Source organism: Agarivorans sp. QJM3NY_25, from assembly GCF_050870875.2.
Classification (GTDB): Bacteria; Pseudomonadota; Gammaproteobacteria; order Enterobacterales; family Celerinatantimonadaceae; genus Agarivorans.
Genome location: NZ_CP194041.2, coordinates 4,966,274 through 4,990,869 on the forward strand (window position 1 = coordinate 4,966,274; position 24,596 = coordinate 4,990,869).

A 24,596-nucleotide genomic window follows, 5' to 3' on the forward strand; every position below is an offset into this window, starting at 1 on the left:
TCTAAAATGCTAGTTACCCACAAATAAAATCATTCAAAAGTTATCCATAGGAATAAGTGTAGTTAATTAAGAGCTAATCACTATGCTTATCCACAGGAAATAATTTTAGATCAGTTCGTTTTTCCAGCAGTTTAGCCACTCAACAGCGGGTTCTTCAGGCACAGGATCGACATCGACATCGATTTCTAAGCGATCTTTTAAGCGTTTTGCGCCTAATTTTTCCAGTTGTTGATCAAGTTCTTTTCCCGCTCCACAAAAGGTATCGTAACTACGACTGCCGATCGCGATAACAGCATAGCTAATTTCGGAAAGATCTGGCTGTTGTTCGAGTAAATATTGATAAAAGGGTTGTAAATTGTCTGGAATATCGCCAGCACCATGAGTCGAGCTACAAATAAGCCACAGCGCGTGAGGCTTTAATTCAGAAAACTCTGCATTTAGATGGATGATGACCTTATGTTGTTCACTTAATAAGGCTTCTAATTCATCGGCGACGTATTCAGCTGAACCTAAGGTTGATCCCACGATTATTTCTATATCCATTTTACATCCTGTTTATCCACAACGGTTTGGCTATTGTAACTTGATCTTTGGTTGATTAACTAGTTGCGGATTAGTTGTGAGTGAGTTGTTGATAGTTTTTATCACTTTAAAGTTATTGAACATTAGAAATAAGCGCTATAAGGGATGATCCCTTTTATTGTTTGTGGGTAAGTATTATTCACAATTTAGTGATCCTTACTTTTTATACTGTTTTAAGGAAGGTATTTGGGTGACAAATGCGGATGTTGATCTTTTAGAAAAGTGATAACAGATACCAATAGCATGCTGCATTACTCGCATCATTACGCTTTATGCTTTAGCTTTATTAAGTGGGGTCGAATGAAAGGAGGGTAAATGATCTATTCAACGACGGAAACCATTCCTGGCCGTGAAATTGAGGTCATACTTGGTATTGTTACGGGCAATGTAGTGCAGGCTAAACATATTGGTCGCGATATCATGGCGGGCCTTAAAAGTATTGTTGGAGGAGAAATTAAGGGCTATACCGAGATGCTGAGTGAAGCGCGAGACTTAGCTGTACAACGCTTAGTGGCAAGCGCTCAGCAAAAAGACGCAGATGCAGTGGTGGGGATCCGTTTTACTACGAGCGCTATCATGGATGGTTCTTCAGAAATCATGGTATTTGGTACGGCGGTGAAACTTAAGGCTGAATAGTTCGCTTGTTGGTCGTGAGTATCGATGATTTATTTGGATATAAAAATAGAGCGCCATTGGCGCTCTTTACATCATTGAAGGTATAAATTTTTATGGTTAATGGTAGTTAAGTGAGGTGGCTTTACCTCTAAACACCCAATAAGAAAACGCGGTATAGGCTAAAATAATCGGCACGACTACGACCGCACCCAGTAAAATCACGGTTAAAGATTCGGGGGCTGAAGCGGCCTGCCAAATAGTCATTTGTCCCGGAACCACATAGGGGAAGAAGCTAAAGCCAAGTGCGCTAAAACACAGCAAGAAGATTAACATGACCAGCATAAATGGTAGCCAGCAGTGGCGATCATTGGCTTTGGGTAAGCGGTTTAGCAAGATATCGTTGAAGATAAAGGCAGCGAAACATACGACCGGGATCAATAATACAAACATGACCAAGGGGAAGTCGAACCAACGATCAAATACCCCTGGATTGACCAGCGGATTCACCAGCGAAACCGCTAGAACGCCAATAAAGCAAAGTCGGCCAGTGATTTTTGCCCATCTTACCGCGCGCTGCTGTAATTCACCTTCTGTTTTCATTACCAACCACGCTGAACCTATGTAGCTATAAGCTGCGGTGACGCCAAGGCCACTGAGCAAGGCAAACAGATGAGCACTGATGCTATTTTCAAACCCCATCACATAGAGGCCTAACATATAACCTTGGGCAATGGTGGTGAGAATTGAGCCGGCTTTAAAGGTTCTATCCCAAGCGAGCTTATAATCGATGGCTGCTTTGGCTCTAAAGTCGAAGGCGACACCACGCATAATAAGTCCGATCAACATAATTGCGACCGGTATATAAAGGTGATAAAGCACGATGCTATGTGCAGCCGGAAAAGCAATCAGCAAAATGCCGATTGCTAATACCAACCAGGTTTCATTGGCATCCCAGAATGGACCAATCGAAGCTATCATGGTATCGCGTTGGGCTTCGTCGGTTTCGCCTAATGGCAGTAAAATACCAACCCCAAGATCGTAGCCATCCAAGATAGCGTAGACCAATACCGAGAGCCCCATCAGGCCAATAAAGATAATGGCTAACCAGTATGCATCAATCATACTTTGCTACTCCCTTTGTGATTCTCTAAATTTGGCTCGATATGGCTAAGACTGGCATCGGCCTGCGGTGAGCTAGTTTCAAACTCTTCTACTTTGACAGCCTTACGTGCCATCGATAATAGGGTATGGATGTAGGCCCACAACAAGAAGGCGTAAACCACTAAATACATGATTAATGAAAAACCTACATTTGCCGCAGGTAGGCTGGTGACAGCGTCTTCGGTGCGAAGTACTCCGGTGACCAACCACGGTTGGCGACCTATTTCAGTGACATACCAACCAGCGAGGGTGGCGACCCAACCACAGAAGGTGGTAGCAACTAAGATCTTTAAGGTCCAGTTAGGGAGTTTGCCTCGGCGGAGCAAGCAATAACTACTAAACCAGCTGAGGGCGATCATCAATAAGCCCATGCCGACCATGACCCGGAAGCCCCAGAACACTGGGGCTACTGGGGGATGGTTATTTTCAAACTCATTTAGCCCTTTAATTTCACCCTCTAAGTCATGGGTTAAAATGAGGCTGGCTAAATTGGGAATAGCGATGGCATATTTGTTGGTTTGGGTTTCTTTATCGGGCAATGCAAATAGCAGTAGTGGTGCGCCTTTCTCTGTATGCCAAATACCTTCCATCGCGGCAATTTTTGCAGGTTGATGTTCTAGGGTGTTTAAACCGTGAAAATCACCAACCACTGCTTGAGTTGGTGCTAACACCGCGGCCACCAGTAAACTTACTTTTAAGGTGAGTCGAGGGGCTTTTTTCACATCCCCTTTGAGGATCCGATAAGCAGAAATACCAGCTATAAAGAAAGATGCGGTGAGTCCCGAAGCTATCAACATATGGGTGAGTCGATAGGGGAATGATGGGTTGAAAATAATCGCGAGCCAATCGGTGGGGTGAGCGACGCCATCACGCATTTCAAAGCCTGCTGGGGTTTGCATCCAGGAATCCAGCGCTAAAATCCAAAATGCCGATAGGCTGGTGCCAATCGCCACCAGCACGGTGGCTAAGGTATGAATTTTATTGGGAACCCGTTTAATACCAAATAGCATGATACCGAGGAAAGTTGCTTCTAAGAAGAAGGCGGTTAGTACCTCATAGCCAAGCAGTGGTCCGGCAATATTGCCCACGGTTTCCATATAACCTGGCCAGTTGGTGCCAAATTGAAAAGACATGGTGATCCCGCTGACCACACCAATGGCGAAGGATAAGGCAAAAACCTTCACCCAAAAACGGTAGGCTCGCATCCAAATTGGCTTACCAGTCATATCGTGGCGAACTTTAAAAAATACTAAAAACCAACACATCGCAATGGTGATGGTTGGAAATAGGATGTGAAAGCTAATATTGGCTGCAAATTGCATCCTGGATAATATCAGGGCATCAAACATGGTTTGCCTCATCGAAGGTTAATAATTTACGGGTTGGTGCCAGTTCCATTGTTACCAACGATTTTGTCTTTTAATTCAATAATCTTGCTAATTCCTGAACCCATTTTCATCAAACTTTTTAGAGTCTCGGGGCTCATGTTGTTTAAGGTATTCGACCATTGCGTGATTAATTCCAACAAGTCATGGATTTCAGCCATTTTTTGTTGGGTATAGCGATCCGCTTCATTTTCTGGAGGGTCGATTAAATTAGAACGTAACAGCGACAGGGTTGGATCTACTTCTCGCTTAGTTCTTTCTTCAAATACTGTTTTAGCCATCTCCCAAATTGAACCCGCAGCGGTAAAAAACTCTCGGCGCTGGCCTGCTTGATGGCTTAATTTAACTAGGCGCCATGATTGCAGCTCTTTTAAGGCCATGCTTACATTGCCTCGGCTAATCCCAAGTTGTTCCATAATTTGTTCGGCATGCAAGGGCTGTTGGTTGATCACCAATAAGGCGAGAATTTGTCCAACGGTGCGGTTAAAGCCCCAGCGACTGCCCATTTCGCCAAAATGAAGCACAAAAGCCTGGCTCTTCTCTGATAATTGCATCGGGCCGATTCCTTATTATTGAACTTTCAGAAAACGCTGAAACCTTATATTAAAATTGATTTAAGTCAATCTTTTTGGCTTTAGGTGGGTGTCTATTCTAAAATTTGCGCTGGGTTAAAGATTTTTGAGGGAAATTGTTGTTACTGATTTTTATTTGAGGTTTTTCGGCTACTGATTTGAATCGTTGAAGAAAAACCCTAAAAGATAATTTAGGGTTTTATGCGGTTTCAGCGATTAAGTGCGAATGTTTAGTATCTTCTGCTTATTTAATGGCTGATCATCCAGGGACGCATGGAAGGAAACATTTTTTCTCCCTTGGCGGTATAAAATAGTTTTGAAGCACCTCGTTTGTGATGCTGACAGCCGCAGCCTTTTTTTAAGCGTTCAGTATTTTCTGCTCGGCTATCAACGGTTGAATGTTGCGGTTCATGTCTTGCTTGTTCGTTGCGGGCGATCGCCTGCTTGGTTTCTGCTGCCATATCTAATACTGTTGGCGGCAAAATAATTACCCTTGGTGCTAACTGATTGCACTGTGGACAAGCGGCCGGTTTAGCGCAGTCGTCTAAGGCAGCAAGTTGGTAAAATGCGCCATGTTCGGCACATTTATAGTCATAAACAGGCATGGTTCACCTCTCTTATTTATCTAGATCTGGGGCTAAAGGCATATCGACACTGCCATCTAAATATTTTGTTGGACCTTCGGCGTTGGGTTTTATATCGAACTCGAAGATGTCGGTAGGTAACCAGAGGGTTGCGCAAGAGTTTGGCACATCGACCACGCCACTGAGATGTCCTTGTACTGGTGCTGTGCCGAGTAAAGAGTAGGCCTGAGCACCACTGTAACCAAATTTCTTCAGGTATTCGATGGCGTTTAAGCAAGCTTGACGATAGGCCACATTGGCATCTAAATAATGTTGTTTGCCATGTTCATCTACCGAGATGCCTTCGAAAATCAGATAGTCATCGTAGCGAGGTGTAATTGGACTGGGTTTAAAAATGGGGTTTTTAATCGCGTATTTTGCCATGCCATCTTTGATTAAATTGACGCGAAGATGGATCCAACCTGCCATTTCAATGGCCCCACAGAAAGTGATTTCACCATCGCCTTGGCTAAAGTGTAAATCACCCACCGATAAACCCGCATCTTTAACATAAACTGGGAAGTAGATTTTTGAGCCACGTGATAAGTCCTTAATATCACAGTTACCACCATGTTCACGGGGGGGCACGGTTCTGGCTGCTTCTTCGGCGGCGACTTTCGCCTGATCGGGTTTCATTTTTCCCATGTGAGCCGTTGGTGCATAGGGAAGGGCGGCCAGCATTGGTACCCGCTCGGGGTTGGTATCAAATAGTTCTTTTTCCCGTTTGTTCCAGACGTCTAACATCTCTTTCGAGGGTAAACAGCCAATCAGGCCCGGGTGGATTAAGCCTGCAAATTCAACTCCTGGAATGTGCCGAGACTTGGTAAACATGCCGTTGAAATCCCAGATAGATTTTTGTGCTTCAGGGAAGTGTTCATCAAGGAAGCCTCCACCATTTTGTTTCGAGAAAAAGCCGTTGAAACCCCATTGTGAATCATCAAAGGTGCCAATATCGAGAATATCAACTTCTAAGAGATCGCCAGGCTCGGCACCCGTAACCCCCACAGGACCCGATAAAAAGTGAACCTGAGATAAGTCGACATCTCGAACATCGGAAGCATCATCATTGTTTTTTATTTGCCCGCCAGTCCAGTCGATACATTCTAAAATAAAGTCGTCACCCGGTTTTACCATTGCCGCCATGGGAATATCTGGATGCCAGCGATTATGCAGTTTTTCATTGTCGTAGGCGGATTGTTTTAGATCTATTTTAATGATTGTTTGTGCCATGGTTATTCTCCTTGAGTATCAATTTCCATGTATTGCCTTTACACCGACAAATAGGCGGCGACTTGGTTTTCATCTACTTCATCACGCTGAACGTCGTGAACGATTTTTCCTTTTTCGATAACTAAGATGCGATCCGCAACATCAAGGGCAAAGCTCAGTACCTGCTCCGAGACTACGATTGATAAGCCGCGTTGATCACGGATCTGTTTGAGGGTTTTAGCCATATCTTTAATGATTGAAGGTTGGATCCCTTCAGTCGGTTCATCCAATAGCAATACGCTGGGATTACTGGCTAAGGCGCGGGCAATCGCCAGTTGCTGTTGCTGTCCTCCTGATAAATTACCGCCGCGTCGATGGCGCATTTCCCATAACACCGGAAAGGTACTATAGAGGTCGTCCGGTACCCGTTTGGCATTGCTGGTGGTTAAACCCGTTTCGATATTCTCTTGTACCGTCATCGTGGAAAAAATCATTCGTCCCTGGGGCACAAAACCTAAACCAGCAGCCACCCGCTGGTGACTCTTTTTATGACACAGTTCTTTACCAGCCAGCTTTAGCTGACCGCGGCGACTGGGGATGATTCCGATCAGTGATTTCATGAGGGTGGTTTTGCCCATACCATTACGGCCTAAAATAGCGACAATTTCATTCGCCTTGAGTGAAAAGTTCAAATCGGATATCACTTCACTTTGGCCATAGGCAACGTGGTAATTAGTTAGCTCGAGCATGCTTGTTCTCCTTAATGGCCAAGGTAGACTTCAATAACTTTGGGATCATTTTTTACCCGCTGCATTGAGCCTTCCGATAAGACCTTGCCTTGGTGCAATACGGTGACTCGGTCAGCAATGTCTTCGACAAATTGCATATCGTGTTCGATCACCAATACCGAACGATTCTTGGTGATGCTTTGCAGTAGCTCGGCAGTTTGTTTACGCTCGGCCACCGACATGCCAGCGACGGGTTCGTCGAGCATCAATAGTTCTGGATCTTGGATCAGCAACATGCCTATTTCTAACCATTGTTTTTGGCCATGGCTGAGTAAGTCGGCTTGCTGGTGGAGTTTGTCGCTGAGGTATACCATTTCGGCAATTTCTGTAATTTTGTCTGTTACCGCTTGGTCTCGTTTAAAGGTTAATGCTCCCCATACATTGCGACCCCGTGGATAAGATATCTCTAAGTTTTCGAATACGCTGAGATCTTCATAGATGGAAGGATTTTGAAATTTGCGACCAACTCCCGCATGGACAATTTGATGCTCTTTCAGTTTGGTTAACTCTTGTTGCTTAAATTTAATCGAGCCCTCGGTGGCTTTAGTTCTGCCACAGATTAAATCTAAAACGGTGGTTTTTCCGGCACCATTGGGGCCAATAATCACCCGAATTTCTTGCTCTTCTACATATAGCGATAGGTCATCGACAGCCTTAAATCCATCAAAGGAAACGCTGAGGCCTTCAACACTGAGAACAAAGTCTTTCTTATTAGGCTGAGACATTTCGACGCTCCTCTATATCTGTAGGCTCAGTGCTTGGCGGAGCAGGCTCAATCAACTCAAGTGCAACAGGTTGACGTTGACGAAAGCGGCTTAACCAAGGATGGATGTAACTTTGATAGAGTCCTGCCAAACCATCGGGAAAGGCTAACACCACGCCGATAAATAAAGCGCCCATGGCAAATAACCACAGCTCTGGGAAGGATTCAGAGAAAGTGGTTTTGGCTAAGTTCACTACAAGCGTGCCGTAAATCGCTCCCAGTAGTGATAAGCGTCCACCCACCGCACAGAAAATCACCATTTCAATCGAGGGCACAATGCCAACGAAGGAAGGCGACATAAAACCGACTTGAAGGGTGAACATGGCGCCACCAATTGCCGAGAAAGCCGCAGCGATACAGAAGATAAAAATTTTGAAATTAGCCACGTTATAACCAGAGAAACGAACTCGATCTTCTTTCTCTCGCATCGCAACCAGTAAGCGGCCCAACTTACAATTTTTGATGTATAAGGCGATAAATAAACACGCGAGTAACAAAGCTGCATTCACGAAATACAACAGGGTCTGTGCTGATTCACTGCGAATATCCCAAGTCAAAAATGTCCGTAGATCGGTGATCCCATTCACTCCGCCGGTATAACCCTGTTGGCCAATAATTAATATGCTGAGGATGGCGGCAATAGCCTGAGTGATAATCGCAAAGTACACCCCACCGACTCGGCGGGTAAACATTGCAAGTCCAATGATAAAAGCAAATAACATCGGTACTGCAATTACGGCTAGCAGGGTAAAGCTTAAGCTGTGGAAGGGTTGCCAAAACCATGGCAATTCCGTGAGCTGGTTCCAATCCATAAAATCTGGAATACCCGGTGTAGATTGGATGGCCGTAGCTTCCGGGTTGGAGGCTTCTAGTTTTAAGAACATGGCCATGCAATAACCGCCTAAGCCAAAAAACACCCCTTGGCCAAGGCTTAAAATACCGCCACAACCCCAGCATAAAACTAGGCCCAGTGCGACAAAGGCATAGGTGAGGTATTTACCGACTAAATTTAACCGAAATGCATCTAAACATAGCGGTAGGATAATCAAGATAAGCGCAGCCAGTAGCAGGTATTGCCACCATGCGATACGGTTTCGACTGTGCTCGGTTTGAGCTTCTATTGGAGTGAACATGGTGACTCTCCCTAGCGACGAATTTTCAATGAAAACAGACCTTGGGGACGGAGCATCAGAATGCCAACCACGGTCAATAAGGTGAGAACTTTAGCCATCGAACCACTGAGGAAAAACTCCATGGTGGATTGGGCTTGAGAGATGGTAAATGCTGAAGCAACAGTGCCGAGCAGGCTGGAAGCGCCACCAAATACCACGACAAGGAAGGTATCAACAATATACTGTTGTCCAGCGGTTGGGCCTGTCGATCCGACCATGGTGAAGGCTGAGCCAGCAATACCAGCAATACCGCAGCCTAGGGCAAAGGTATAACGATCTACTTTTTCGGTATTAATCCCGACGGCACCCGCCATGGCTCGATTTTGGACCACGGCTCGGGTTTGCTTACCTAAACGTGATTTTTGCATTAGTAGGTAAACGCAAAAGGTAATCACGATAGTTAGACCCATCACGAAGATCCCATTAATCGGAACTTCGATGATGTCGGTAATGGCATAAGAGCCCATCAGCCAATCGGGTAGACTCACACCGACTTCTCGGGCGCCGAATACGGTGCGATAAACTTGTTGTAGGATCAGGCTTAAGCCCCAGGTGGCAAGTAAGGTATCTAATGGGCGTTTGTATAAGTGGCGGATCATCGCCCATTCCACCAGCGCACCTAAGGCGGCTGTGCAAATAAAGGCGAACAGCATCGCGACCAAGAAATAGCCGTCGTATAGTCCGGGAAAATAGTGAGTAAACAGTTGCGAAGTTAAATAGGTGATGTAGGCGCCTAGGATCATAAATTCGCCATGTGCCATATTAATCACACCCATTTGACCGAATATGATGGCAAGGCCTAAGGCCATAAGAACAAAAACAGAAAAGAGAATTAGACCGGCAAATCCTTGCATAGCAAAAATAGCGGTGAGTTCTGCACTGGTATAATCGGCAAACATAGCAAATCCCTCGTGAACGCTTGCGAAAACAGAAGTTGGCCTGTTAACACAGGCCATGAGTTTTTACTGATAACCTTCAGGGAATGGATTGGGTTCAATCAGCTCATCGGTCTCATAAACGATGTCATACTGGCCATCTGCTTTGGCATGACCAATTCGGGTTTTTGACCAAAGGTGATGGTTAGGGTGAACTCGTACATAACCTTCTGGGGCGGTGGTAAGCTCGATCCCTGGTGAAGCTTCACGTACTTTATCGATATCGAAAGACCCTGCTTTTTCTACGGCGGCCTTCCATAACCAAGGGCCTAGATAAGCGGCTTGAGTCACATCGCCAATGACAATGTCATCTCCCCAGCGTTTTTTAAAGGCGGCAACAAATTGTTGGTTGTTTTGATTGGTGAGGCTTTGGAAGTATTTCATTGCGGCATAAGCGCCTTGAATGTTTTCACCGCCAATTCCCAGGATTTCATCTTCGGTGACTGAAATTGTGAGAACCAATGGTTTTTCCTTGGTCATATCGATCCCGGCGGCTTTCAATTGTTTATAGAAAGCGACATTGGATCCACCCACGACGATGGCATAAATCACATCGGGTTTTTTCAGCTTAATTTTGTTTATCACTGAGTTAAATTGGGTATGACCGAGCGGATAGTACTCTTCGCCTACGACTTTTAGGCCGAGTTTTTCGATGTGTTTGCGGGCTATTTTGTTGGAAGTGCGTGGCCAGATATAGTCAGAGCCGAGTAGGAAGAAGCTTTTCGCGCCCTTGGTTTTTGTTACCCAGTCAATTCCTGCGATAATTTGTTGCGTGGCTTCTTGGCCCGTATAAATGACATTGGGTGACTGCTCTAAACCTTCGTAAAAAGTCGGGTAGTAAAGCATGCCGTTATATTGCTCAAATACAGGTAATACAGCTTTACGTGAGGCTGATGTCCAACAGCCAAATACAGCCGCCGCTTTGTCTCTTACCAGTAGTTTTTTAGATTTTTCAGCAAAGGTTGGCCAATCACTAGCTCCATCTTCTTGAATATATTCAATCTTTCTGCCGAGTATGCCGCCCATGGCATTAATTTGTTCGATCGCAAGCATTTCAGCCTGAACCGATCCGGTTTCACTGATCGCCATAGTGCCGGTGACCGAATGTAAGATCCCAACCTTTACCGTGTCATCGGTCACGGCGAGCCCCGTGGTATTAATGACATCGGTAGCGGGGTTTGCCGCTAAGCTGAGCTGAGAAACCAGCATCGCAGCGGGCAGCGCCAGCATTCCCTTGAGTAGTTGGCGACGTAAGCGTGTACGTAGGCCTGTGTTGGTGGTTTTTTGCATAATGATATCCCTATATGTGGTGGATGCTTTACCGAGACTTGGCGGTAGAGCCATCATGCAAAACTTATTGCGGGAGGGTAATGAGCTAATCACCCTAGGCAACTACGTCATTTAACGCATGGTTATGCGGAGCGCATCGGGTTAGGGTCAGAGTGACAGCCAAGGCGCAAATAATATTTATAGATAACATAATAACTTACTGATTTTGTTGATTATTTAAATATTAAGATAAGATGTATAGGCTTGATTCGTGCTTAAAATAGAACTTAACCAAGTGCTTGGAGTTAGTCAGGGATGAAAGACCAGCATGTATTTAAGGTGAGGAGGAATTATAACCGTTGGGTAGTGAACCAAACCTTAGAAGATTATGCCTTACGTTTTACCGCGAAGCGGGCCCGCCAGTGGTCGGCGGCACGCGTTGCTAATACTGCCATTGGTGCGATCTCTTTCTTAGCTTTGGAAGCGATTGGCGGGGCGATTATGTTGAATTATGGCTTCACCAATGCCTTAGCCGCTATCATGATTGTTTCAGCGATTATCTTTTGCTGTGGCATTCCTATTTCTTATTATGCTGCCCGCTACGGGGTGGATATTGATTTACTGACCCGCGGCGCAGGTTTTGGTTATATTGGTTCAACCATTACTTCGCTAATTTATGCGTCATTTACCTTCATTTTTTTCGCCATAGAATCGGCCATTATGGCTTCGGCCTTAGACTTGCTGTTTGGGATCCCTGTGAGTTGGGGGTATCTACTTTGTGCTGTGTTGGTGATTCCGTTGGTGACGCATGGCATTACTTTTATCAGTCGCTTTCACCTATGGACTCAGCCTTTATGGATCGTGCTGCAACTGACCCCTTTTGTGTTTATTTTATGGAATGAATGGTCATCGGTAGACAGTTGGACTCACTACCGCGGCCGTCACCAGAAAGTTACCGATGATGGTTTTAGTTTGCATTTATTTGGTGCAGCGGCGGGGGTATTGTTCTCTTTAATGGGGCAAATTGGTGAGCAAGTCGATTTTCTACGTTTTATGCCAGAAAAAACCAAGCGTAAACCCTTTTATTGGTGGTTCGCCTTGATTAGTGCGGGTCCGGGTTGGGTGATCATTGGCGCGATTAAAGTTTTAATGGGGACTTTTTTGGTGGTGTTGGCGCTTGATGCACAGGTTGACCCCCGAGTGGCCGATGATCCGATCCAGATGTATCAGGTTGCCTTCTCTTATGTGAGTTCTCAGCCTTTGGTTGCGTTGTCTTTAGCGGGCATTTTTGTGATTGTTTGCCAGCTCAAGATCAATGTAACAAACGCTTATGCTGGCTCTATTGCTTGGTCTAACTTTTTTTCTCGTTTAACTCATAGTCATCCGGGACGGGTGGTTTGGTTGGTTTTTAATGTGATTATTGCGTTGTTGATTATGGAGTTGGGTATTTATGCGGAGATAGAAGATACGCTTGGGATTTATTCGAATATGGCGGTCGCTTGGGTTGGCGCTTTGGTTGCCGATTTAGTGATTAATAAACCGCTTGGTTTAAGTCCTAAATACATTGAGTTTAAACGAGCACATCTCTATGACATTAACCCGGTGGGAGTTGGGTCGATGTTACTGGCATCGTTGATTGGTATTTATTGTTATAGCGGAAACTTAGGCGCTTTAGCTCAATCCTTATCGCCATTTATAGGTTTAAGCGTGGCTTTTGTTTGTTCTCCGCTCATTGCTATCTTAACCAAAGGGCGTTATTACCTCGCTCGCGAACCCAATTTGGCAGCGCTTAAACAAACCGATTGTACCGTTTGCCAAAATAATTTCGAACCGGAAGATCTCGCTTTCTGCCCTGCCTACGGGGGCGCGATATGTTCATTATGCTGCACCCTTGATGCGCGTTGTCATGACCAATGTAAAAGCAATGCTCGTTTCGCTCAGCAACTAAGCCAGTTTGTGGCCTTAGTTTTACCTAAGTCGGTATCTTCGTTAATGAATACTCGTTTATTACATTTTTCGGGCTTGATGTTTTTGATTGCATCCTTGGTCGCGGGTTTATTCTATTTGGTGTACTTACGGATCCCCAGTGATGATATGACGACTCAGTTGGTGGTGTCGGGAACTCTGAGTCAGGTGTTTTTTCTATTGATGATCATTGTTGGGGTATTGGTTTGGTTATTTGTATTAGCCAACGACAGTCGTCAATTTGCCTTAGATGAATCAAAACGACAGACGCAACTGTTAAGCCGAGAAATTGCCGCTCACGAAGCCACCGATCTGGCTTTACAGCAAGCCAAAGAAACTGCCGAGTCGGCCAATCAGGCGAAGAGTCGCTACTTAACCAGTATTAGTCATGAGCTAAGGACACCACTCAACTCAATCCTCGGTTATGCTCAACTATTAGAAAATAGCCATGATTTAGCCAAGCCCTATCTTAGTAAGGTGGCTTTGATTAAACGAAGTGGTGAACATCTTGCCGATATCATCGAAGGTTTATTAGATATTTCAAGAATAGAAGCGGGGCGTTTAGAACTACATCGAGATCAGGTTGCGATTGCCGATTTACTGGATGATTTGGTGGCAATGTTTAGTTTACAGGCGAAAGAGAAAGGGATTGAGTTTTACTATCATCCTAGCCGCTATTTACCAAAATGGGTGACCTCCGATGAAACCCATTTACGACAAATCTTAATTAATTTGTTATCCAATGCCGTCAAGTTTACCGCCCAAGGTTCGGTATCATTTGCAGTTCGTTATCGAAACCAAGTCGCCGAATTTACCATTAGTGATACCGGCTTTGGGATTGATGAGCAAGATCTTGAACGTATCTTTCGTCCTTTTGAGAGGGTACGTAAGCCGGGACAGTCCCATAGTCCGGGCACTGGCTTGGGTTTAACTATCACTCAACTATTGACCGATATTATGGGCGGTGATCTCAATGTAAGTAGCAAGGCTCAGCAAGGCAGTGTTTTTAAACTGAGTTTGATGTTATCTAGTATCGATAGCCCAGTGCGACCGCTACTCAGGCCTCGAAAAATCGCTGCCATTGAAGGTGAAAGTAAAACGGTGATGGTGGTGGATGATGATGCTAATCATCGCGGCTTAGTGGTCGAAATTCTCAGTCCTTTGGGATTTGTTGTTTTAGAAGCGGCTGACCCTTATGCCTGCCTCAATCATCTTGGTCATGCTGATATCGACTTATATTTATTAGATATTTCGATGCCGGGTATGAATGGTTGGCAGTTATTACAGCGCTTGCGAGACCGAGCTATCACTACGCCAGTGATTATGGTCTCTGCTGATGCCACCGAAACGCTACCCAGTGAGTATATTGATAGAGCGGATAAGCTTGCCCTATATAATGGCTATTTAGCGAAGCCACTTCGTGACTATTTGCTGTTAGACAAAATAGCGGAAATACTCAATCTTCAATGGCGCTATGCCACGTCGCAGCCAGCTCATGTGATAGCGCCGCCTGCGGTTCCCGCGCAACAAGCGATAGCTTCGGCAAGCGTTGAGCCCTTAAAACAAATTGTCGATATGGCCCAGCTTGGTTTTGTGCAGGGTATTGAAGAGTTGCTGATTAGCTTAGACAAACAACAACAAGATAGTGCCTTGGTTCGCTCGTTAAGGGCCGAATTGGCGAACTATCAGTTTTCTAATATTCAACTTATTTGTAAAAAGGCACTGGCACAATGAGTCGCGAGGAGTCAAAAGGAATTATCTTGGTGGTTGATGATGCTACCGAGTCTTTAGCTATGTTAAATACAGCCTTAGTCAGCCAAGGGTATACGGTGCTGGTTGCTATGGATGGATTACAGGCTTTAAATATTGCTGCCCGAATGGTACCAGATGTGGTGTTAATGGATGCCCTTATGCCCAATATGGATGGCTTTGAAGCATGCTTATTATTAAAACAAAATAAACAGTTAAGTGATGTGCCAGTGATTTTTATGACTGGTTTAAGCGACAGTGAATCGGTGGTAAAGGGCCTGGAATCTGGCGGTGTTGATTATATTCAAAAACCAATTAAGTTAGAGGAGTTATTCGCACGAATTAAAGTTCATCTGGGGAATTCGCGTTTAACTCGCAGTGCCCATAGTGTGTTAGAAGAGATAGCTCAGGCGACATTTACTTTTAATTTGAATAGCCATATTGTTTGGGCCAGCTCTAAGGCGAAGGATTTATTACAAAGTGCAGGGATTACTGCCAGTCTTGAATCGCCAAAACTTAATCAACAGTTAGCGGACTGGTTATCATCGATGCCAGATAAACATAGTTTGTTGACGATTCATCAGTTAAATATGTCATTAAAAGTTAGGTATTTAGGTGAGTCTGCACCAGGTGAGCACTTACTACGGATTATCAACGATGATGACGTGAGTGTGCGAGAATCATTGCGTCAGCGTTTTAAGTTAACCGAGCGAGAATCTGAAGTATTGCTTTGGTTAACCAGAGGCAAGACCAATCGAGAAATCGCGCAGATTTTGTCGATGAGCCCGCGCACGGTTAACAAACACTTAGAGCCAATATTTCAAAAGTTAGCCGTTGAAAATCGCACCACCGCCGCTGCGATTTGCCTTGAATACCTGAATCAGCGTTAACTGGTTTTTTAGGTTTTGCAGATCAAATCGAACAATAATTTAATCTTTTCGAGCGTATACAACTAAGCGGAGGTGGCGGTCAGCATCGACGGTCATTGATGTGTGTTCAAATGCGATATTCTGCTCGTTAATTGTAAATGTCTTCGTTCCATGGCAGGGAGCATGAACGTCATGCCTGTTCCACCATTCTCTAAAGTCAGGTGATGTTTTCTGCAAATTTGTCACTAGAGCTTGAATATCTGATTCTTGGGTAGCAAGGGCGTAATCCCGTCTAAAGCTAGAAAGCATCTGTATGGCTTGATTTTTCCAGTTGTGTAACCGTTCTCTTAGGCTTGCGTCAGTAAATAGCATCCACAATAAGTTGCGCTGGTTTGCTGGATGGCTATCAAAGCCAAAAAGTTGGTCGGCTGGAGAGTTAAAAGCCAATACGTCCCAGCGTAAGTTGAGCACAAATGCGCCATGAGGAGATAAATCGTTCATTAGTCTTAGAATCAAAGGTTGCACATGGCAAAACGTTTTTCCTGGTTCGGCTGGAAGCCGATCATGAGCGAGCAAAAATAAGTGCCTACGTTCTGCAGCGTCTAGTTTGAGCGTTTTCGCTAGATTATCTAGAAAAGAGGATGAAGCTTGGATGTCTCTGCCTTGCTCAAGCCATGTGTACCATGTGAGGCCAACTCCTGAAAGGGCTGCGACTTCTTCTCGTCTTAGTCCTGGTGTACGTCGGCGTCCTCCAGTTGGTAAACCAAGATCTGCTGGAGAAAGGCGTTCTCTACGAGTTTTTAGAAATGTTGCTAGTTCTTCGCGAGTTCGTTCTAGTTTGCTCATCAGTACCCTATTAGCTTAAGTAACACTATAAATGGTTAAATTGTAACACCATAAATGGGTGGGTAATATGGTGTTTTCTATTTAGAGAGACTAAAAATGAGCTTTGATCGCTTAGAGTGTGTGCAAAAATCTACTTCTGTTACAAAGTGTTATTCAAATTCACTAAGCATCTATTTGATTGCTCTAGGCGCTTTTTCTTTAGGTATGGCTTCTTACGTAACAGCAGGACTCATCCCATTAATTGAGCAGGATTTCAAAGTATCGGTCAGCTTTGCTGCTCAGTTAGTTACAGTCTTTACATTGGCTTATGGGATTGGTTCTCCAGTCATTGTTGCTTTGTTACCGACCAATCGCCAGAAAAGTGGAATTTTGGCAGCATTAGGATTATTTGTGCTCGCCAATGCAGCCAGTGCACTTGCCACAGATTTTATATGGTTAGTGGTATTTAGAGCTCTCGCTGGCATTGGTTCGGGGGTTTATCTTTCAATCGGTATAGCTACTGCTGCGTCTCTATCCCCTCATCGTAGAGGTAAAGCGATTGCATTAGTTATGGGGGGAATGGCTGCTGGGACTGTCCTTGGAGTACCTGTGGGACTTGTTTTAGCGGAAAATATGGGATGGCCTATCGCTTTTGGCTTAGTCACCATACTTGGATTAACAGCGTTGCTTGGATTGATTCTATGGTTGCCTGAATTACCTAATTATGACTCCGTGCCCTTACGTAAAAAGTTGTCATTGTTCGTTGACCGCCAAGTAACCGTAATCTTGGCTGTATCATTGTTTGCTGCTATCTCAAGTCTTGGTATGTATACATTTCTTGCTCCTCTTATGTTGTCAGTGGAATATAGTGGGGTACATTCTATTACCCCTTTTCTATGGATCTGGGGCCTTGGTGGTATCGCCGGGAGTTTCTTGGTTGGGCCATTAACTGAGCGCATTCACAACTCGCTCATGACCTTATCGATTATGTTAATTTTAGGAGCATCATTAATCATGCTCCCATTTATCGTAGCTTGGAGTGTTTGGTTGGCAATGGTGCCTATAGCCGTATGGGGGGCGGTTGGTTGGGCTTTACAGGTCCCACAAAATAATCAGTTGTTACATGTTCGAGATAATTATGGTGATGGTCATCTTGCTGTTGCGCTGAATGAATCTGCTCTTTATTTAGGTAGCGCTATTGGTGCTGCTGTTGGTGGCGTTATTTTAACATTATCATTACCCATGTGGGTATTACCTGTTGGCGCTGGAATTGTTGCTGTCGTTGGTGCTTTGTTGCAATTGGTTCAAATGCATCAAAATCGTCGTTAGTTTTGACATTATCTATGTCGTTCTTGGGCGAGTTTTTAAGATAGATTTGAATCCAAAGAGTTTAACTCTTCAAGAATGACTTTGATGTTCACTTAGCGGCAATAAACTATTGGTTTTTTTAGCTCTTAGTTATGTCCGCTCTGATTGACTCTGTTTTATTGTACTCGTGTTCTAAAGTATTTTGGTATGCCGATTTTCATCGGCTTTTTTTACCTTGTGCGCCAGATGTGCTCCAAATTTATCTTCGGAGTAGATACGGAGCAAGAATCGACAACATCCATCAAATTACTTCCCACCAAATAAAACAAAATCATAATGTTGTTTTGATGCGTTTTACTCTTTTACTTGCCAATACAGAAGCTGCTGAAAATACGACTGAGTAAATCGTCGGAGCTAAATGCCCCGGTGATTTCGCTCAGTTGTTGCTGAGCGAGTCGTAACTCTTCAGCAAGCAATTCTCCGGCATGATAGACCTCGAGTTGGGTCTTACCATTGTCTAAATGTTCTGCGGCGTGTTGAATGGCATTAAGATGGCGACGGCGCGCCATAAAGTTACCTTCGCTACTGCCCTGAAAGCCCATACACTGTTTTAAGTGTTCTTTTAGGGTAGATAAGCCCAGTTCTGTTTTGGCCGAGAGTTTATAAACCGGGTGGCCGTGATCCATCACTACATTGAGATCTTCACCGGTAATATCAGCCTTGTTACGGACCACAGTCATGCCAATATTTGCCGGTAATTTGGCTACAAACTCTGGCCATATTTTTATGGGGTCAAGTTCGGCGGTGGTTGTGCCGTCCACCATAAACAATACCCGATCAGCATTATTGATTTCTTCCCAGGCGCGTTCGATACCAATTGTTTCGACCACATCTGCATCTTCACGCAGGCCTGCGGTATCGATGATATGTAGCGGCATGCCATCAATATGGATGTGCTCCCGCAATACATCTCGGGTGGTGCCTGCTATTTCGGTCACAATAGCGGCTTGTTTGCCAGCTAAGGCATTGAGTAGACTTGATTTACCAGCATTAGGACGCCCAGCTATTACTACTCGCATTCCATCTCGTAGTAGTGAACCCTGGCGCGCCTGAGTTTGTACTTCGGCTAGTTCATCGATGATGGCGTTGAGGTCTTTTTGTACTTTACCGTCACTCAAAAAATCGATTTCTTCTTCGGGAAAGTCGATGGCGGCTTCCACATAGATCCGCAGGTGGGTGACACTTTCAACGAGCTGGTGGATCTTATTAGAGAATTCTCCCTGCAGGGATAGCAAGGCGCTTTTGGCGGCTTGTTCGCTGGTGGCTTCAATTAAGTCGGCTATCGCTTCGGCTTGTGCTAGATCCAATTTATCGTTGAGAAAGGCTCGCTCACTAAATTCACCTGGACGGGCCAGACGGATACCATCAATTTGGCAAATTTCACGGATCAACATATCGATGACAACCGGCCCACCATGACCTTGCAGTTCTAGGATATCTTCACCAGTAAAAGAGTGAGGCCCTTTAAAATACAAAGCAATGCCTTGGTCTAAGGTTTCACCTTGCAGGTTTTTAAACGCGAGGTAGTCGGCATAGCGGGGTTGAGGGCACTTACCTAACAGGGTCTGTGCCACCTGTTCCGATAGGGGACCGGACACTCGAATAATGCCGACTCCACCGCGACCCGGTGCTGTTGCTTGGGCGACAATAGTCTCATTTGATTGCATGCGGTTTTCTCTTTAAAAATCGAACTTAACTGGGCGCAAAAAAAAGCCACCCAGCTCACGCTGAATGGCATTTTAGCATTGATACCAAACTTTGTGTTTAGCGTTTATGCAAACCATTTTTCTCTAGGTTACGGTAGATCAGAGTTTGCTGAATTAGCGTGACCACGTTACTCATTAACCAGTAAAGTACTAGACCTGCTGGGAACCACAGGAAGAAGACGGTAAAGATAACCGGCATAAACTGCATGACTTTGGCTTGCATCGGATCGCTCACCGCGGTGGGTGACATTTTTTGGATGAAGAACATGCTTACCCCCATCAATATCGGCAAGATGTAGAATGGGTCTTGTACCGATAAATCGGTGATCCAGCCAAAGAATGGAGCATGGCGTAGTTCAACGTTTTCCATCAGAGACCAATACAAAGAAATGAAGATTGGCATTTGCAGTAAGATTGGGAAACAGCCCCCGAGCGGATTGACCTTTTCCTTCTTGTATAATTCCATCATGCCTTGCGACATTTTCTGACGGTCGTCACCGAATTTTTCGCGTAGTTCAGCCATCTTCGGTTGCAGTAAACGCATTTTTGCCATCGAAGTGTATTGCGCTTTGGTGAGCGGATACATAATGCCTTTTACGGTGAAGGTGATCAGGATAATCGCGATCCCCCAGTTACCAACAAAGCTATGGAAGAAGGTTAATAACTTGGAAAGCGGTTGGGCAATAAACCATAACAAACCGTAATCGACGGTTAAGTCTAAATGTTGCGCCGCTGCGGCCATTTCAGTTTGTAGTTTTGGTCCGACCCATAAGGCGGTATCAAACTGTGTGGTTTGCTTGGGGGCGACAGTTTGCTGTGGCGCTTTGAATCCCATGAATACAAAACCGTTGCTTGCGCGAGAATATAACTGGTTATTTTGCTCTGGGTTACCTAACCAAGCACTCACAAAGTAGTGTTGCATCATCGCAATCCAACCACCTTGGGTTGAAATGTTAAGATTGTTTTTCTTAATGTCTTTGATGCTGTACTTGGAGTAACGAGTCGATTCGCTAGAATACGCGCCGCCATGGTAAACCGGCATCACCATGTTGGTTGTATGCTCTTCTTCGGTTTGTTTTAGCTGGGTATATAGCTGTAAATTGAGGTTTGAGGCACTGTTGTTAGTGACATCATAATGAACGTCTATTTTGTAGCTGCCGCGGTTCAAGGTAAAGATTTTATGGTAGCTGTTACCATCGGCGTCTTTATAGCTAAGCGTGATAGTGAGTTGGTCGCTACCGTCCTCTAAGCTAAAATTGTCGCTAGAGACTGAATAAATCGGACGTCCTTTGGGGTTCGCATCTGGCCCATTAGCACCGATTAAGCCACTTTGTGCCACATAGGTGAAGTCAGCATTGTCTTCAAGTAAAATGAAGGGGTCGCTAGCATCTTCAGTAATTGGGTAGGCGAGTAATTCAGCACTTACCACATCACCGCCTTGAGCGCTGATTTTAAGTTTTAATACGTCGGTGGTTACAGTGATTAACTGGCCTGTAGCAGAGGCCTTGGTTAAGTCTGAATCGTCTTGATGTGCCGCGCTTGGGGGTACATCACCATTTGCATTAGTCGCTGCTGCTGGAGCGGTATTGGTTGCCACGACAACGGGTTGTGGGCCGTAGTCTTTTTGCCATTGCTGATAGATAAGAAAACTTACAAACAGCAACCCAATTAGTAGTAAATTGCGTTGAGATTCCATAATTTAGTTAATCACTATTAGTTTTTTTTGAACCGGGAACGGGATCATACCCGCCAGGATGTAGTGGATGGCATTTTAATAGACGTTGGCTCGCTAACCAACAACCTTTTATCACACCATGCAAATTAATTGCTTCAATCGCGTAATCTGAACACGTTGGCGTAAACCTACAGCGCGGGCCAAGTAGTGGACTTATCACATATTGATAAGCCTTAATCGGCATTATTGCGATGATTCGCAACGGCGCTTTAGTCTTCGCCATGATTTCTCCAGGATCTTGCTCAGTTCTTGATTACTTAAGTCTGAAATACCGTTCTTAGAAATAATCACTATATCTATAGCGGGTAGGTCATGTTGATGTAGACGGAAGCTTTCTCTTGCTAAACGCTTAATTCGATTTCGGCCGACGGCAAGTTTGATGCTTTTTTTAGAAACAGCTAAACCTAAACGGGGATGAGAAAGAGAATTATTTTTGGCAAGGATAGTGAGTTGAGGAGTACCCACACGAACGGGGTTGGAGAATACGTGTTTGAAGTGCATGGGAGTTAACAAACGTAACTCCCTGCCGAACGAATGTCTTAGCACGTAATTATGCAGACAAACTTGCGCGACCTTTGGCACGACGACGGGCCAAAACTTGGCGACCGTTTTTAGTTGCCATGCGAGCGCGGAAACCGTGGCTACGCTTACGTTTTAGTACGCTTGGTTGAAAAGTACGTTTCATAGTTATTACTCTTGCTAGCTAGTTTTTTACTGTACAGTCGGTGCAATTTAACCAAAATGGTTGGCGCACCGGGTAAAAAAGAGGCGAAATTCTAATCATTCACCCCTTCTAAGTCAAACGAAATATCGCTTAATCGTAGAGACTCTACTTAAAAAGATCTTTTGGATCCTGCGCGGCATTATAGTACCGCTATATATAGGTGCAACAGTTGTTATTGTTTAGTCGCCAGTATGTTTGGCGATACGAGATATAAACTGTTGAGTTCTTGGGTCTTTTGCCTTGGTAAATAGCTGTTCTGGAGTGCCCTGCTCAATTATTTCACCGTCACTCATAAACACAATTCGATCCGCGACTTCTCGAGCAAATGACATTTCATGGGTTACAATCACCATCGTTTGCTGCTGTTTGGCAAGTTGCTTTATTAAAGCTAATACTTCAGCGACCCACTCGGGGTCTAAGGCTGAAGTGGGTTCATCAAATAAAATCGCTTTACTTTGGGTGGCCATGGCGCGACCGATACCAACGCGCTGTTGTTGTCCACCCGATAATTGGCTTGGATAGTGATCGACTTTGTCTGCTAAACCTATATCTTTCAATATTGCACTGGCGCTCTCATAGGCTTGCTGTTTACTTTGTTGCCAAACCGTAATCAGAGGCTCTGCGATATTTTGCTGGGCTGTTAAATTGGCAAACAATGAATAGTTTTGGAATACAAAAGAGAGCTTACGCCTTAGCGCTAGAATTTCTTTAGCTGAGGCTTGCGCTGCATTCACCATAAGTTGGTCGACTTGAATACTGCCTTGATCGGGATGTTCCAGAAAGTTAATACAGCGTAATAAAGTCGATTTGCCAGTTCCTGATGGTCCGATGATCGCTACAACTTCACCTTCATTTATCTGAAGATCAACGTTTTTTAACACCATCTTGCCATTAAATGCTTTACTGATTTTATTGACTTTAATCATCTTAATAAGCCTTGGCTAAACGGTTTTCTGCGAGGGTTTGTAGTTGGGTAAACAGGGCTACGACGGCCCAGTAAATTAATGCTACGGCGAGGAATGACTCAAAGAACTTAAAGCTACTAGAGGCTTCCATTTGTGCTTTTGCCATAATTTCGGCAACACCTAAGGTGAAAGCTAAGGAGGTGCTTTTAATCATATCGATGAAGTAGTTCATCAAGGAGGGTAATGCTGTGCGCAGAGCCTGAGGCAGTATCACGCGTTTTAAAGCTTGAAGTCGCGTCATACCGAAAGCATAACTGGCATCCCATTGGCTTTTGTCAACGGAGTTTATCGCAGCTCGTATACTTTCCGCCATATAGGAAGAAAAGTGCAGGCTTAAGCCGATTACCGAAGCGCTAAATGCATCCAGACCGATCATGATGGGGAACACTTGGGGTAGGCCATAATACAAGATAAATAGCTGAACTAATAATGGCGTACCTCGGAAAAACGAGATGAAAACAACCGCTAGTGAATTTAATAGCGGTAGCTTAAAGATCCTCACTAGCGCTAGAGCTAAGGCCAGTATTAAGGCAAACACGGCTGCAATCGCAGCCATTTCCATGGTGGTAGCCAAATACTTAAAGAGGATTGGCATTAGCTCCAGCATGTAGTTGAAGTCAAATTGAGACATTATTTGGTGATGTCCCCATCAAACCATTTTTCGGAGATGGCGCTTAGGCTGCCATCTTGTCGCATTTCGGCTAGGCTCGCGTTTACTTTCGTTTGTAGAGCCTTGCCAGCTGCGTTGTTGATAAACGGTAGTGCATTTTGGATGGTTTCGAAGGGTTGACCAGCCAATGCCAGAGGAAGACCTGATTTTTTAATCAGAGCTAAAGACGATACTCGGTCCATTACAAATGCGTCAGAACGGCCAAGTGCGACATCTTGTTCAATGCCGGTATCGTAAGTCACGATGTTTATTTGTTGGGCGCTGTCGTGCTTTCTTAATAGTTGCTCAAAATTGGACCCTAAATTGACGGCGACCTTTTTGCCCTTAAGATCGTTAATACCACTAATTTCGCTGTTGCCCTTGCGTACCACAATTTGTGCGCCATCGATAACATAGGGCTGCGAGAACAAATATTTAGCTTTGCGCTCATCGGTGATGGTGATTTGGTTGGCAATCGTGTCGACCCGTCCGGTTTCTAACATCCCAAATAAGCCAGAGAAATTAGCGGTAACATATTCGACTTGCCAATCGTTACGCTTGGCAAGCTCATTCCACAAGTCCACTTCGAAGCCTTGTAACTTATCTTGCTTGACAAAAGTGAAAGGAAAGTAGCGTCCAGACATGCCAACTTTTACGGTTTCTTGAGCAAATACCGACCAAGAACTAAGGCTGATGAGTAGTACACTAATTAGCCAAGAAGATTTATTGAGTATTTTCATTTGTATTTATCTATGTTTTGTTTTTGCTGTGGATAAAAATACTACTTCAGTTCAAAATTACATACAAATACGCTGTAGTTATAATAAATAACGAAGCAGATATATACCGGATCCTATTTTATTCACATATTTGTTATCTGCTTGTGAATAATTCATAAGAAACCTAGAGTTTAAGCGGCTTCCGTTATAAAATAGACGGTCTTTTTGGTGATAACGCGGGGTCGCGA

The 24,596-nt window shown here is 44.5% G+C and carries 24 protein-coding genes; 4 read left to right on the plus strand and 20 right to left on the minus strand.

Annotated features, from left to right (window positions below; translation table 11 throughout):
- Positions 1–105: 105 nt before the first annotated feature.
- Entirely contained in the window at positions 106–543 is a 438-nt protein-coding gene (gene mioC, locus ACRRSW_RS22775) for an FMN-binding protein MioC (protein ID WP_432455273.1), read from the minus strand.
- Positions 544–897: 354 nt separating this feature from the next.
- Between mioC and ACRRSW_RS22780 the strand changes: the two genes are divergently transcribed.
- Entirely contained in the window at positions 898–1,218 is a 321-nt protein-coding gene (locus ACRRSW_RS22780) for a heavy metal-binding domain-containing protein (protein WP_432455272.1), read from the plus strand.
- Positions 1,219–1,314: 96 nt separating this feature from the next.
- Here ACRRSW_RS22780 and ACRRSW_RS22785 read toward each other — a convergent pair whose 3' ends face one another.
- From ACRRSW_RS22785 to urtA, 10 genes are all read right to left on the minus strand, one after another.
- Complete coding sequence (locus ACRRSW_RS22785) at positions 1,315–2,319, minus strand: cytochrome d ubiquinol oxidase subunit II (RefSeq protein WP_432455271.1); 1,005 nt, start codon at positions 2,317–2,319, stop codon at positions 1,315–1,317.
- Entirely contained in the window at positions 2,316–3,707 is a 1,392-nt protein-coding gene (locus ACRRSW_RS22790; RefSeq protein WP_432455270.1) for a cytochrome ubiquinol oxidase subunit I, read from the minus strand. Before ACRRSW_RS22790 ends, ACRRSW_RS22785 begins: the two co-directional genes overlap by 4 nt.
- A 26-nt stretch (positions 3,708–3,733) precedes the next feature.
- The gene (locus tag ACRRSW_RS22795) at positions 3,734–4,297 is read right to left on the minus strand and encodes a GbsR/MarR family transcriptional regulator (protein WP_432460543.1); all 564 of its coding nucleotides are present in this window, start codon (positions 4,295–4,297) and stop codon (positions 3,734–3,736) included.
- A gap of 266 nt (positions 4,298–4,563) precedes the next feature.
- A complete protein-coding gene (locus ACRRSW_RS22800) occupies positions 4,564–4,920 on the minus strand; it encodes an FmdB family zinc ribbon protein (RefSeq protein WP_432460544.1) in 357 nt (118 codons plus the stop codon).
- A gap of 12 nt (positions 4,921–4,932) precedes the next feature.
- Positions 4,933–6,168, minus strand: a complete 1,236-nt coding sequence (gene fmdA, locus ACRRSW_RS22805; RefSeq protein ID WP_432455267.1) for a formamidase — start codon at positions 6,166–6,168, stop codon at positions 4,933–4,935.
- 38 nt (positions 6,169–6,206) lie between these two features.
- Positions 6,207–6,896, minus strand: coding sequence for an urea ABC transporter ATP-binding subunit UrtE (urtE, locus tag ACRRSW_RS22810; RefSeq protein ID WP_432455266.1), 690 nt, complete (start codon positions 6,894–6,896; stop codon positions 6,207–6,209).
- 11 nt (positions 6,897–6,907) lie between these two features.
- The gene (gene urtD / locus ACRRSW_RS22815; RefSeq protein WP_432460545.1) at positions 6,908–7,660 is read right to left on the minus strand and encodes an urea ABC transporter ATP-binding protein UrtD; all 753 of its coding nucleotides are present in this window, start codon (positions 7,658–7,660) and stop codon (positions 6,908–6,910) included.
- The gene (gene urtC / locus ACRRSW_RS22820) at positions 7,647–8,831 is read right to left on the minus strand and encodes an urea ABC transporter permease subunit UrtC (protein ID WP_432460546.1); all 1,185 of its coding nucleotides are present in this window, start codon (positions 8,829–8,831) and stop codon (positions 7,647–7,649) included. The genes urtD and urtC overlap by 14 nt, the downstream gene beginning before the upstream one ends.
- 11 nt (positions 8,832–8,842) lie before the next feature.
- Positions 8,843–9,769 carry an urea ABC transporter permease subunit UrtB gene (gene urtB / locus ACRRSW_RS22825; protein ID WP_432460547.1) on the minus strand — a complete coding sequence of 309 codons (927 nt, stop codon included), beginning with the start codon at positions 9,767–9,769 and terminating at the stop codon, positions 8,843–8,845.
- Positions 9,770–9,832: 63 nt separating this feature from the next.
- Complete coding sequence (gene urtA / locus ACRRSW_RS22830) at positions 9,833–11,095, minus strand: urea ABC transporter substrate-binding protein (protein ID WP_432460548.1); 1,263 nt, start codon at positions 11,093–11,095, stop codon at positions 9,833–9,835.
- Positions 11,096–11,389: 294 nt separating this feature from the next.
- On the opposite strand from urtA, the gene ACRRSW_RS22835 reads away from it, so the two are divergent.
- Both ACRRSW_RS22835 and ACRRSW_RS22840 read left to right on the plus strand, forming a co-directional pair.
- A complete protein-coding gene (locus ACRRSW_RS22835) occupies positions 11,390–14,773 on the plus strand; it encodes a hybrid sensor histidine kinase/response regulator (protein WP_432460549.1) in 3,384 nt (1,127 codons plus the stop codon).
- A complete protein-coding gene (locus tag ACRRSW_RS22840) occupies positions 14,770–15,678 on the plus strand; it encodes a response regulator transcription factor (protein WP_432455260.1) in 909 nt (302 codons plus the stop codon). Before ACRRSW_RS22835 ends, ACRRSW_RS22840 begins: the two co-directional genes overlap by 4 nt.
- 39 nt (positions 15,679–15,717) lie before the next feature.
- Here ACRRSW_RS22840 and ACRRSW_RS22845 read toward each other — a convergent pair whose 3' ends face one another.
- Positions 15,718–16,503 (minus strand): helix-turn-helix transcriptional regulator, encoded by a 786-nt coding sequence (locus tag ACRRSW_RS22845; protein ID WP_432460550.1) that lies wholly within the window; start codon positions 16,501–16,503, stop codon positions 15,718–15,720.
- Positions 16,504–16,599: 96 nt separating this feature from the next.
- Here ACRRSW_RS22845 and ACRRSW_RS22850 point away from each other — a divergent pair, with 96 nt between their 5' ends.
- The gene (locus ACRRSW_RS22850) at positions 16,600–17,811 is read left to right on the plus strand and encodes an MFS transporter (protein ID WP_432455258.1); all 1,212 of its coding nucleotides are present in this window, start codon (positions 16,600–16,602) and stop codon (positions 17,809–17,811) included.
- A 341-nt stretch (positions 17,812–18,152) separates the two neighbouring features.
- On the opposite strand, the gene mnmE is transcribed toward ACRRSW_RS22850, so the two are convergent.
- The 8 genes from mnmE to ACRRSW_RS22890 form a co-directional block, all read right to left on the minus strand.
- Positions 18,153–19,517, minus strand: a complete 1,365-nt coding sequence (gene mnmE, locus ACRRSW_RS22855) for a tRNA uridine-5-carboxymethylaminomethyl(34) synthesis GTPase MnmE (protein ID WP_432460551.1) — start codon at positions 19,515–19,517, stop codon at positions 18,153–18,155.
- A gap of 97 nt (positions 19,518–19,614) precedes the next feature.
- Positions 19,615–21,252: a membrane protein insertase YidC gene (yidC, locus tag ACRRSW_RS22860; protein WP_432460552.1), complete on the minus strand. Its 1,638-nt coding sequence runs from the start codon at positions 21,250–21,252 to the stop codon at positions 19,615–19,617.
- A gap of 7 nt (positions 21,253–21,259) precedes the next feature.
- Complete coding sequence (gene yidD, locus ACRRSW_RS22865) at positions 21,260–21,514, minus strand: membrane protein insertion efficiency factor YidD (protein ID WP_432455255.1); 255 nt, start codon at positions 21,512–21,514, stop codon at positions 21,260–21,262.
- A complete protein-coding gene (rnpA, locus tag ACRRSW_RS22870) occupies positions 21,475–21,792 on the minus strand; it encodes a ribonuclease P protein component (RefSeq protein WP_432456118.1) in 318 nt (105 codons plus the stop codon). The genes yidD and rnpA overlap by 40 nt, the downstream gene beginning before the upstream one ends.
- 49 nt (positions 21,793–21,841) lie before the next feature.
- Positions 21,842–21,976, minus strand: coding sequence for a 50S ribosomal protein L34 (gene rpmH / locus ACRRSW_RS22875; protein ID WP_016400276.1), 135 nt, complete (start codon positions 21,974–21,976; stop codon positions 21,842–21,844).
- A gap of 218 nt (positions 21,977–22,194) precedes the next feature.
- A complete protein-coding gene (locus tag ACRRSW_RS22880) occupies positions 22,195–22,941 on the minus strand; it encodes an amino acid ABC transporter ATP-binding protein (protein WP_432460553.1) in 747 nt (248 codons plus the stop codon).
- A 1-nt stretch (position 22,942) separates the two neighbouring features.
- Positions 22,943–23,611, minus strand: a complete 669-nt coding sequence (locus ACRRSW_RS22885; protein WP_432455253.1) for an amino acid ABC transporter permease — start codon at positions 23,609–23,611, stop codon at positions 22,943–22,945.
- Positions 23,611–24,369 carry an amino acid ABC transporter substrate-binding protein gene (locus tag ACRRSW_RS22890; protein ID WP_432455252.1) on the minus strand — a complete coding sequence of 253 codons (759 nt, stop codon included), beginning with the start codon at positions 24,367–24,369 and terminating at the stop codon, positions 23,611–23,613. The genes ACRRSW_RS22885 and ACRRSW_RS22890 overlap by 1 nt, the downstream gene beginning before the upstream one ends.
- Between the last annotated feature and the right edge of the window lie 227 nt (positions 24,370–24,596).

What these genes read in the sequence shown, in the direction of transcription:
- mioC (WP_432455273.1), bottom strand. Translation starts at nt 543, where the DNA reads ATGGATATAGAAATAATCGTGGGATCAACCTTAGGTTCAGCTGAATAC.
- ACRRSW_RS22780 (WP_432455272.1), top strand. Translation starts at nt 898, where the DNA reads ATGATCTATTCAACGACGGAAACCATTCCTGGCCGTGAAATTGAGGTC.
- ACRRSW_RS22785 (WP_432455271.1), bottom strand. Translation starts at nt 2,319, where the DNA reads ATGATTGATGCATACTGGTTAGCCATTATCTTTATTGGCCTGATGGGG.
- ACRRSW_RS22790 (WP_432455270.1), bottom strand. Translation starts at nt 3,707, where the DNA reads ATGTTTGATGCCCTGATATTATCCAGGATGCAATTTGCAGCCAATATT.
- ACRRSW_RS22795 (WP_432460543.1), bottom strand. Translation starts at nt 4,297, where the DNA reads ATGCAATTATCAGAGAAGAGCCAGGCTTTTGTGCTTCATTTTGGCGAA.
- ACRRSW_RS22800 (WP_432460544.1), bottom strand. Translation starts at nt 4,920, where the DNA reads ATGCCTGTTTATGACTATAAATGTGCCGAACATGGCGCATTTTACCAA.
- fmdA (WP_432455267.1), bottom strand. Translation starts at nt 6,168, where the DNA reads ATGGCACAAACAATCATTAAAATAGATCTAAAACAATCCGCCTACGAC.
- urtE (WP_432455266.1), bottom strand. Translation starts at nt 6,896, where the DNA reads ATGCTCGAGCTAACTAATTACCACGTTGCCTATGGCCAAAGTGAAGTG.
- urtD (WP_432460545.1), bottom strand. Translation starts at nt 7,660, where the DNA reads ATGTCTCAGCCTAATAAGAAAGACTTTGTTCTCAGTGTTGAAGGCCTC.
- urtC (WP_432460546.1), bottom strand. Translation starts at nt 8,831, where the DNA reads ATGTTCACTCCAATAGAAGCTCAAACCGAGCACAGTCGAAACCGTATC.
- urtB (WP_432460547.1), bottom strand. Translation starts at nt 9,769, where the DNA reads ATGTTTGCCGATTATACCAGTGCAGAACTCACCGCTATTTTTGCTATG.
- urtA (WP_432460548.1), bottom strand. Translation starts at nt 11,095, where the DNA reads ATGCAAAAAACCACCAACACAGGCCTACGTACACGCTTACGTCGCCAA.
- ACRRSW_RS22835 (WP_432460549.1), top strand. Translation starts at nt 11,390, where the DNA reads ATGAAAGACCAGCATGTATTTAAGGTGAGGAGGAATTATAACCGTTGG.
- ACRRSW_RS22840 (WP_432455260.1), top strand. Translation starts at nt 14,770, where the DNA reads ATGAGTCGCGAGGAGTCAAAAGGAATTATCTTGGTGGTTGATGATGCT.
- ACRRSW_RS22845 (WP_432460550.1), bottom strand. Translation starts at nt 16,503, where the DNA reads ATGAGCAAACTAGAACGAACTCGCGAAGAACTAGCAACATTTCTAAAA.
- ACRRSW_RS22850 (WP_432455258.1), top strand. Translation starts at nt 16,600, where the DNA reads ATGAGCTTTGATCGCTTAGAGTGTGTGCAAAAATCTACTTCTGTTACA.
- mnmE (WP_432460551.1), bottom strand. Translation starts at nt 19,517, where the DNA reads ATGCAATCAAATGAGACTATTGTCGCCCAAGCAACAGCACCGGGTCGC.
- yidC (WP_432460552.1), bottom strand. Translation starts at nt 21,252, where the DNA reads ATGGAATCTCAACGCAATTTACTACTAATTGGGTTGCTGTTTGTAAGT.
- yidD (WP_432455255.1), bottom strand. Translation starts at nt 21,514, where the DNA reads ATGGCGAAGACTAAAGCGCCGTTGCGAATCATCGCAATAATGCCGATT.
- rnpA (WP_432456118.1), bottom strand. Translation starts at nt 21,792, where the DNA reads ATGCACTTCAAACACGTATTCTCCAACCCCGTTCGTGTGGGTACTCCT.
- rpmH (WP_016400276.1), bottom strand. Translation starts at nt 21,976, where the DNA reads ATGAAACGTACTTTTCAACCAAGCGTACTAAAACGTAAGCGTAGCCAC.
- ACRRSW_RS22880 (WP_432460553.1), bottom strand. Translation starts at nt 22,941, where the DNA reads ATGATTAAAGTCAATAAAATCAGTAAAGCATTTAATGGCAAGATGGTG.
- ACRRSW_RS22885 (WP_432455253.1), bottom strand. Translation starts at nt 23,611, where the DNA reads ATGTCTCAATTTGACTTCAACTACATGCTGGAGCTAATGCCAATCCTC.
- ACRRSW_RS22890 (WP_432455252.1), bottom strand. Translation starts at nt 24,369, where the DNA reads ATGAAAATACTCAATAAATCTTCTTGGCTAATTAGTGTACTACTCATC.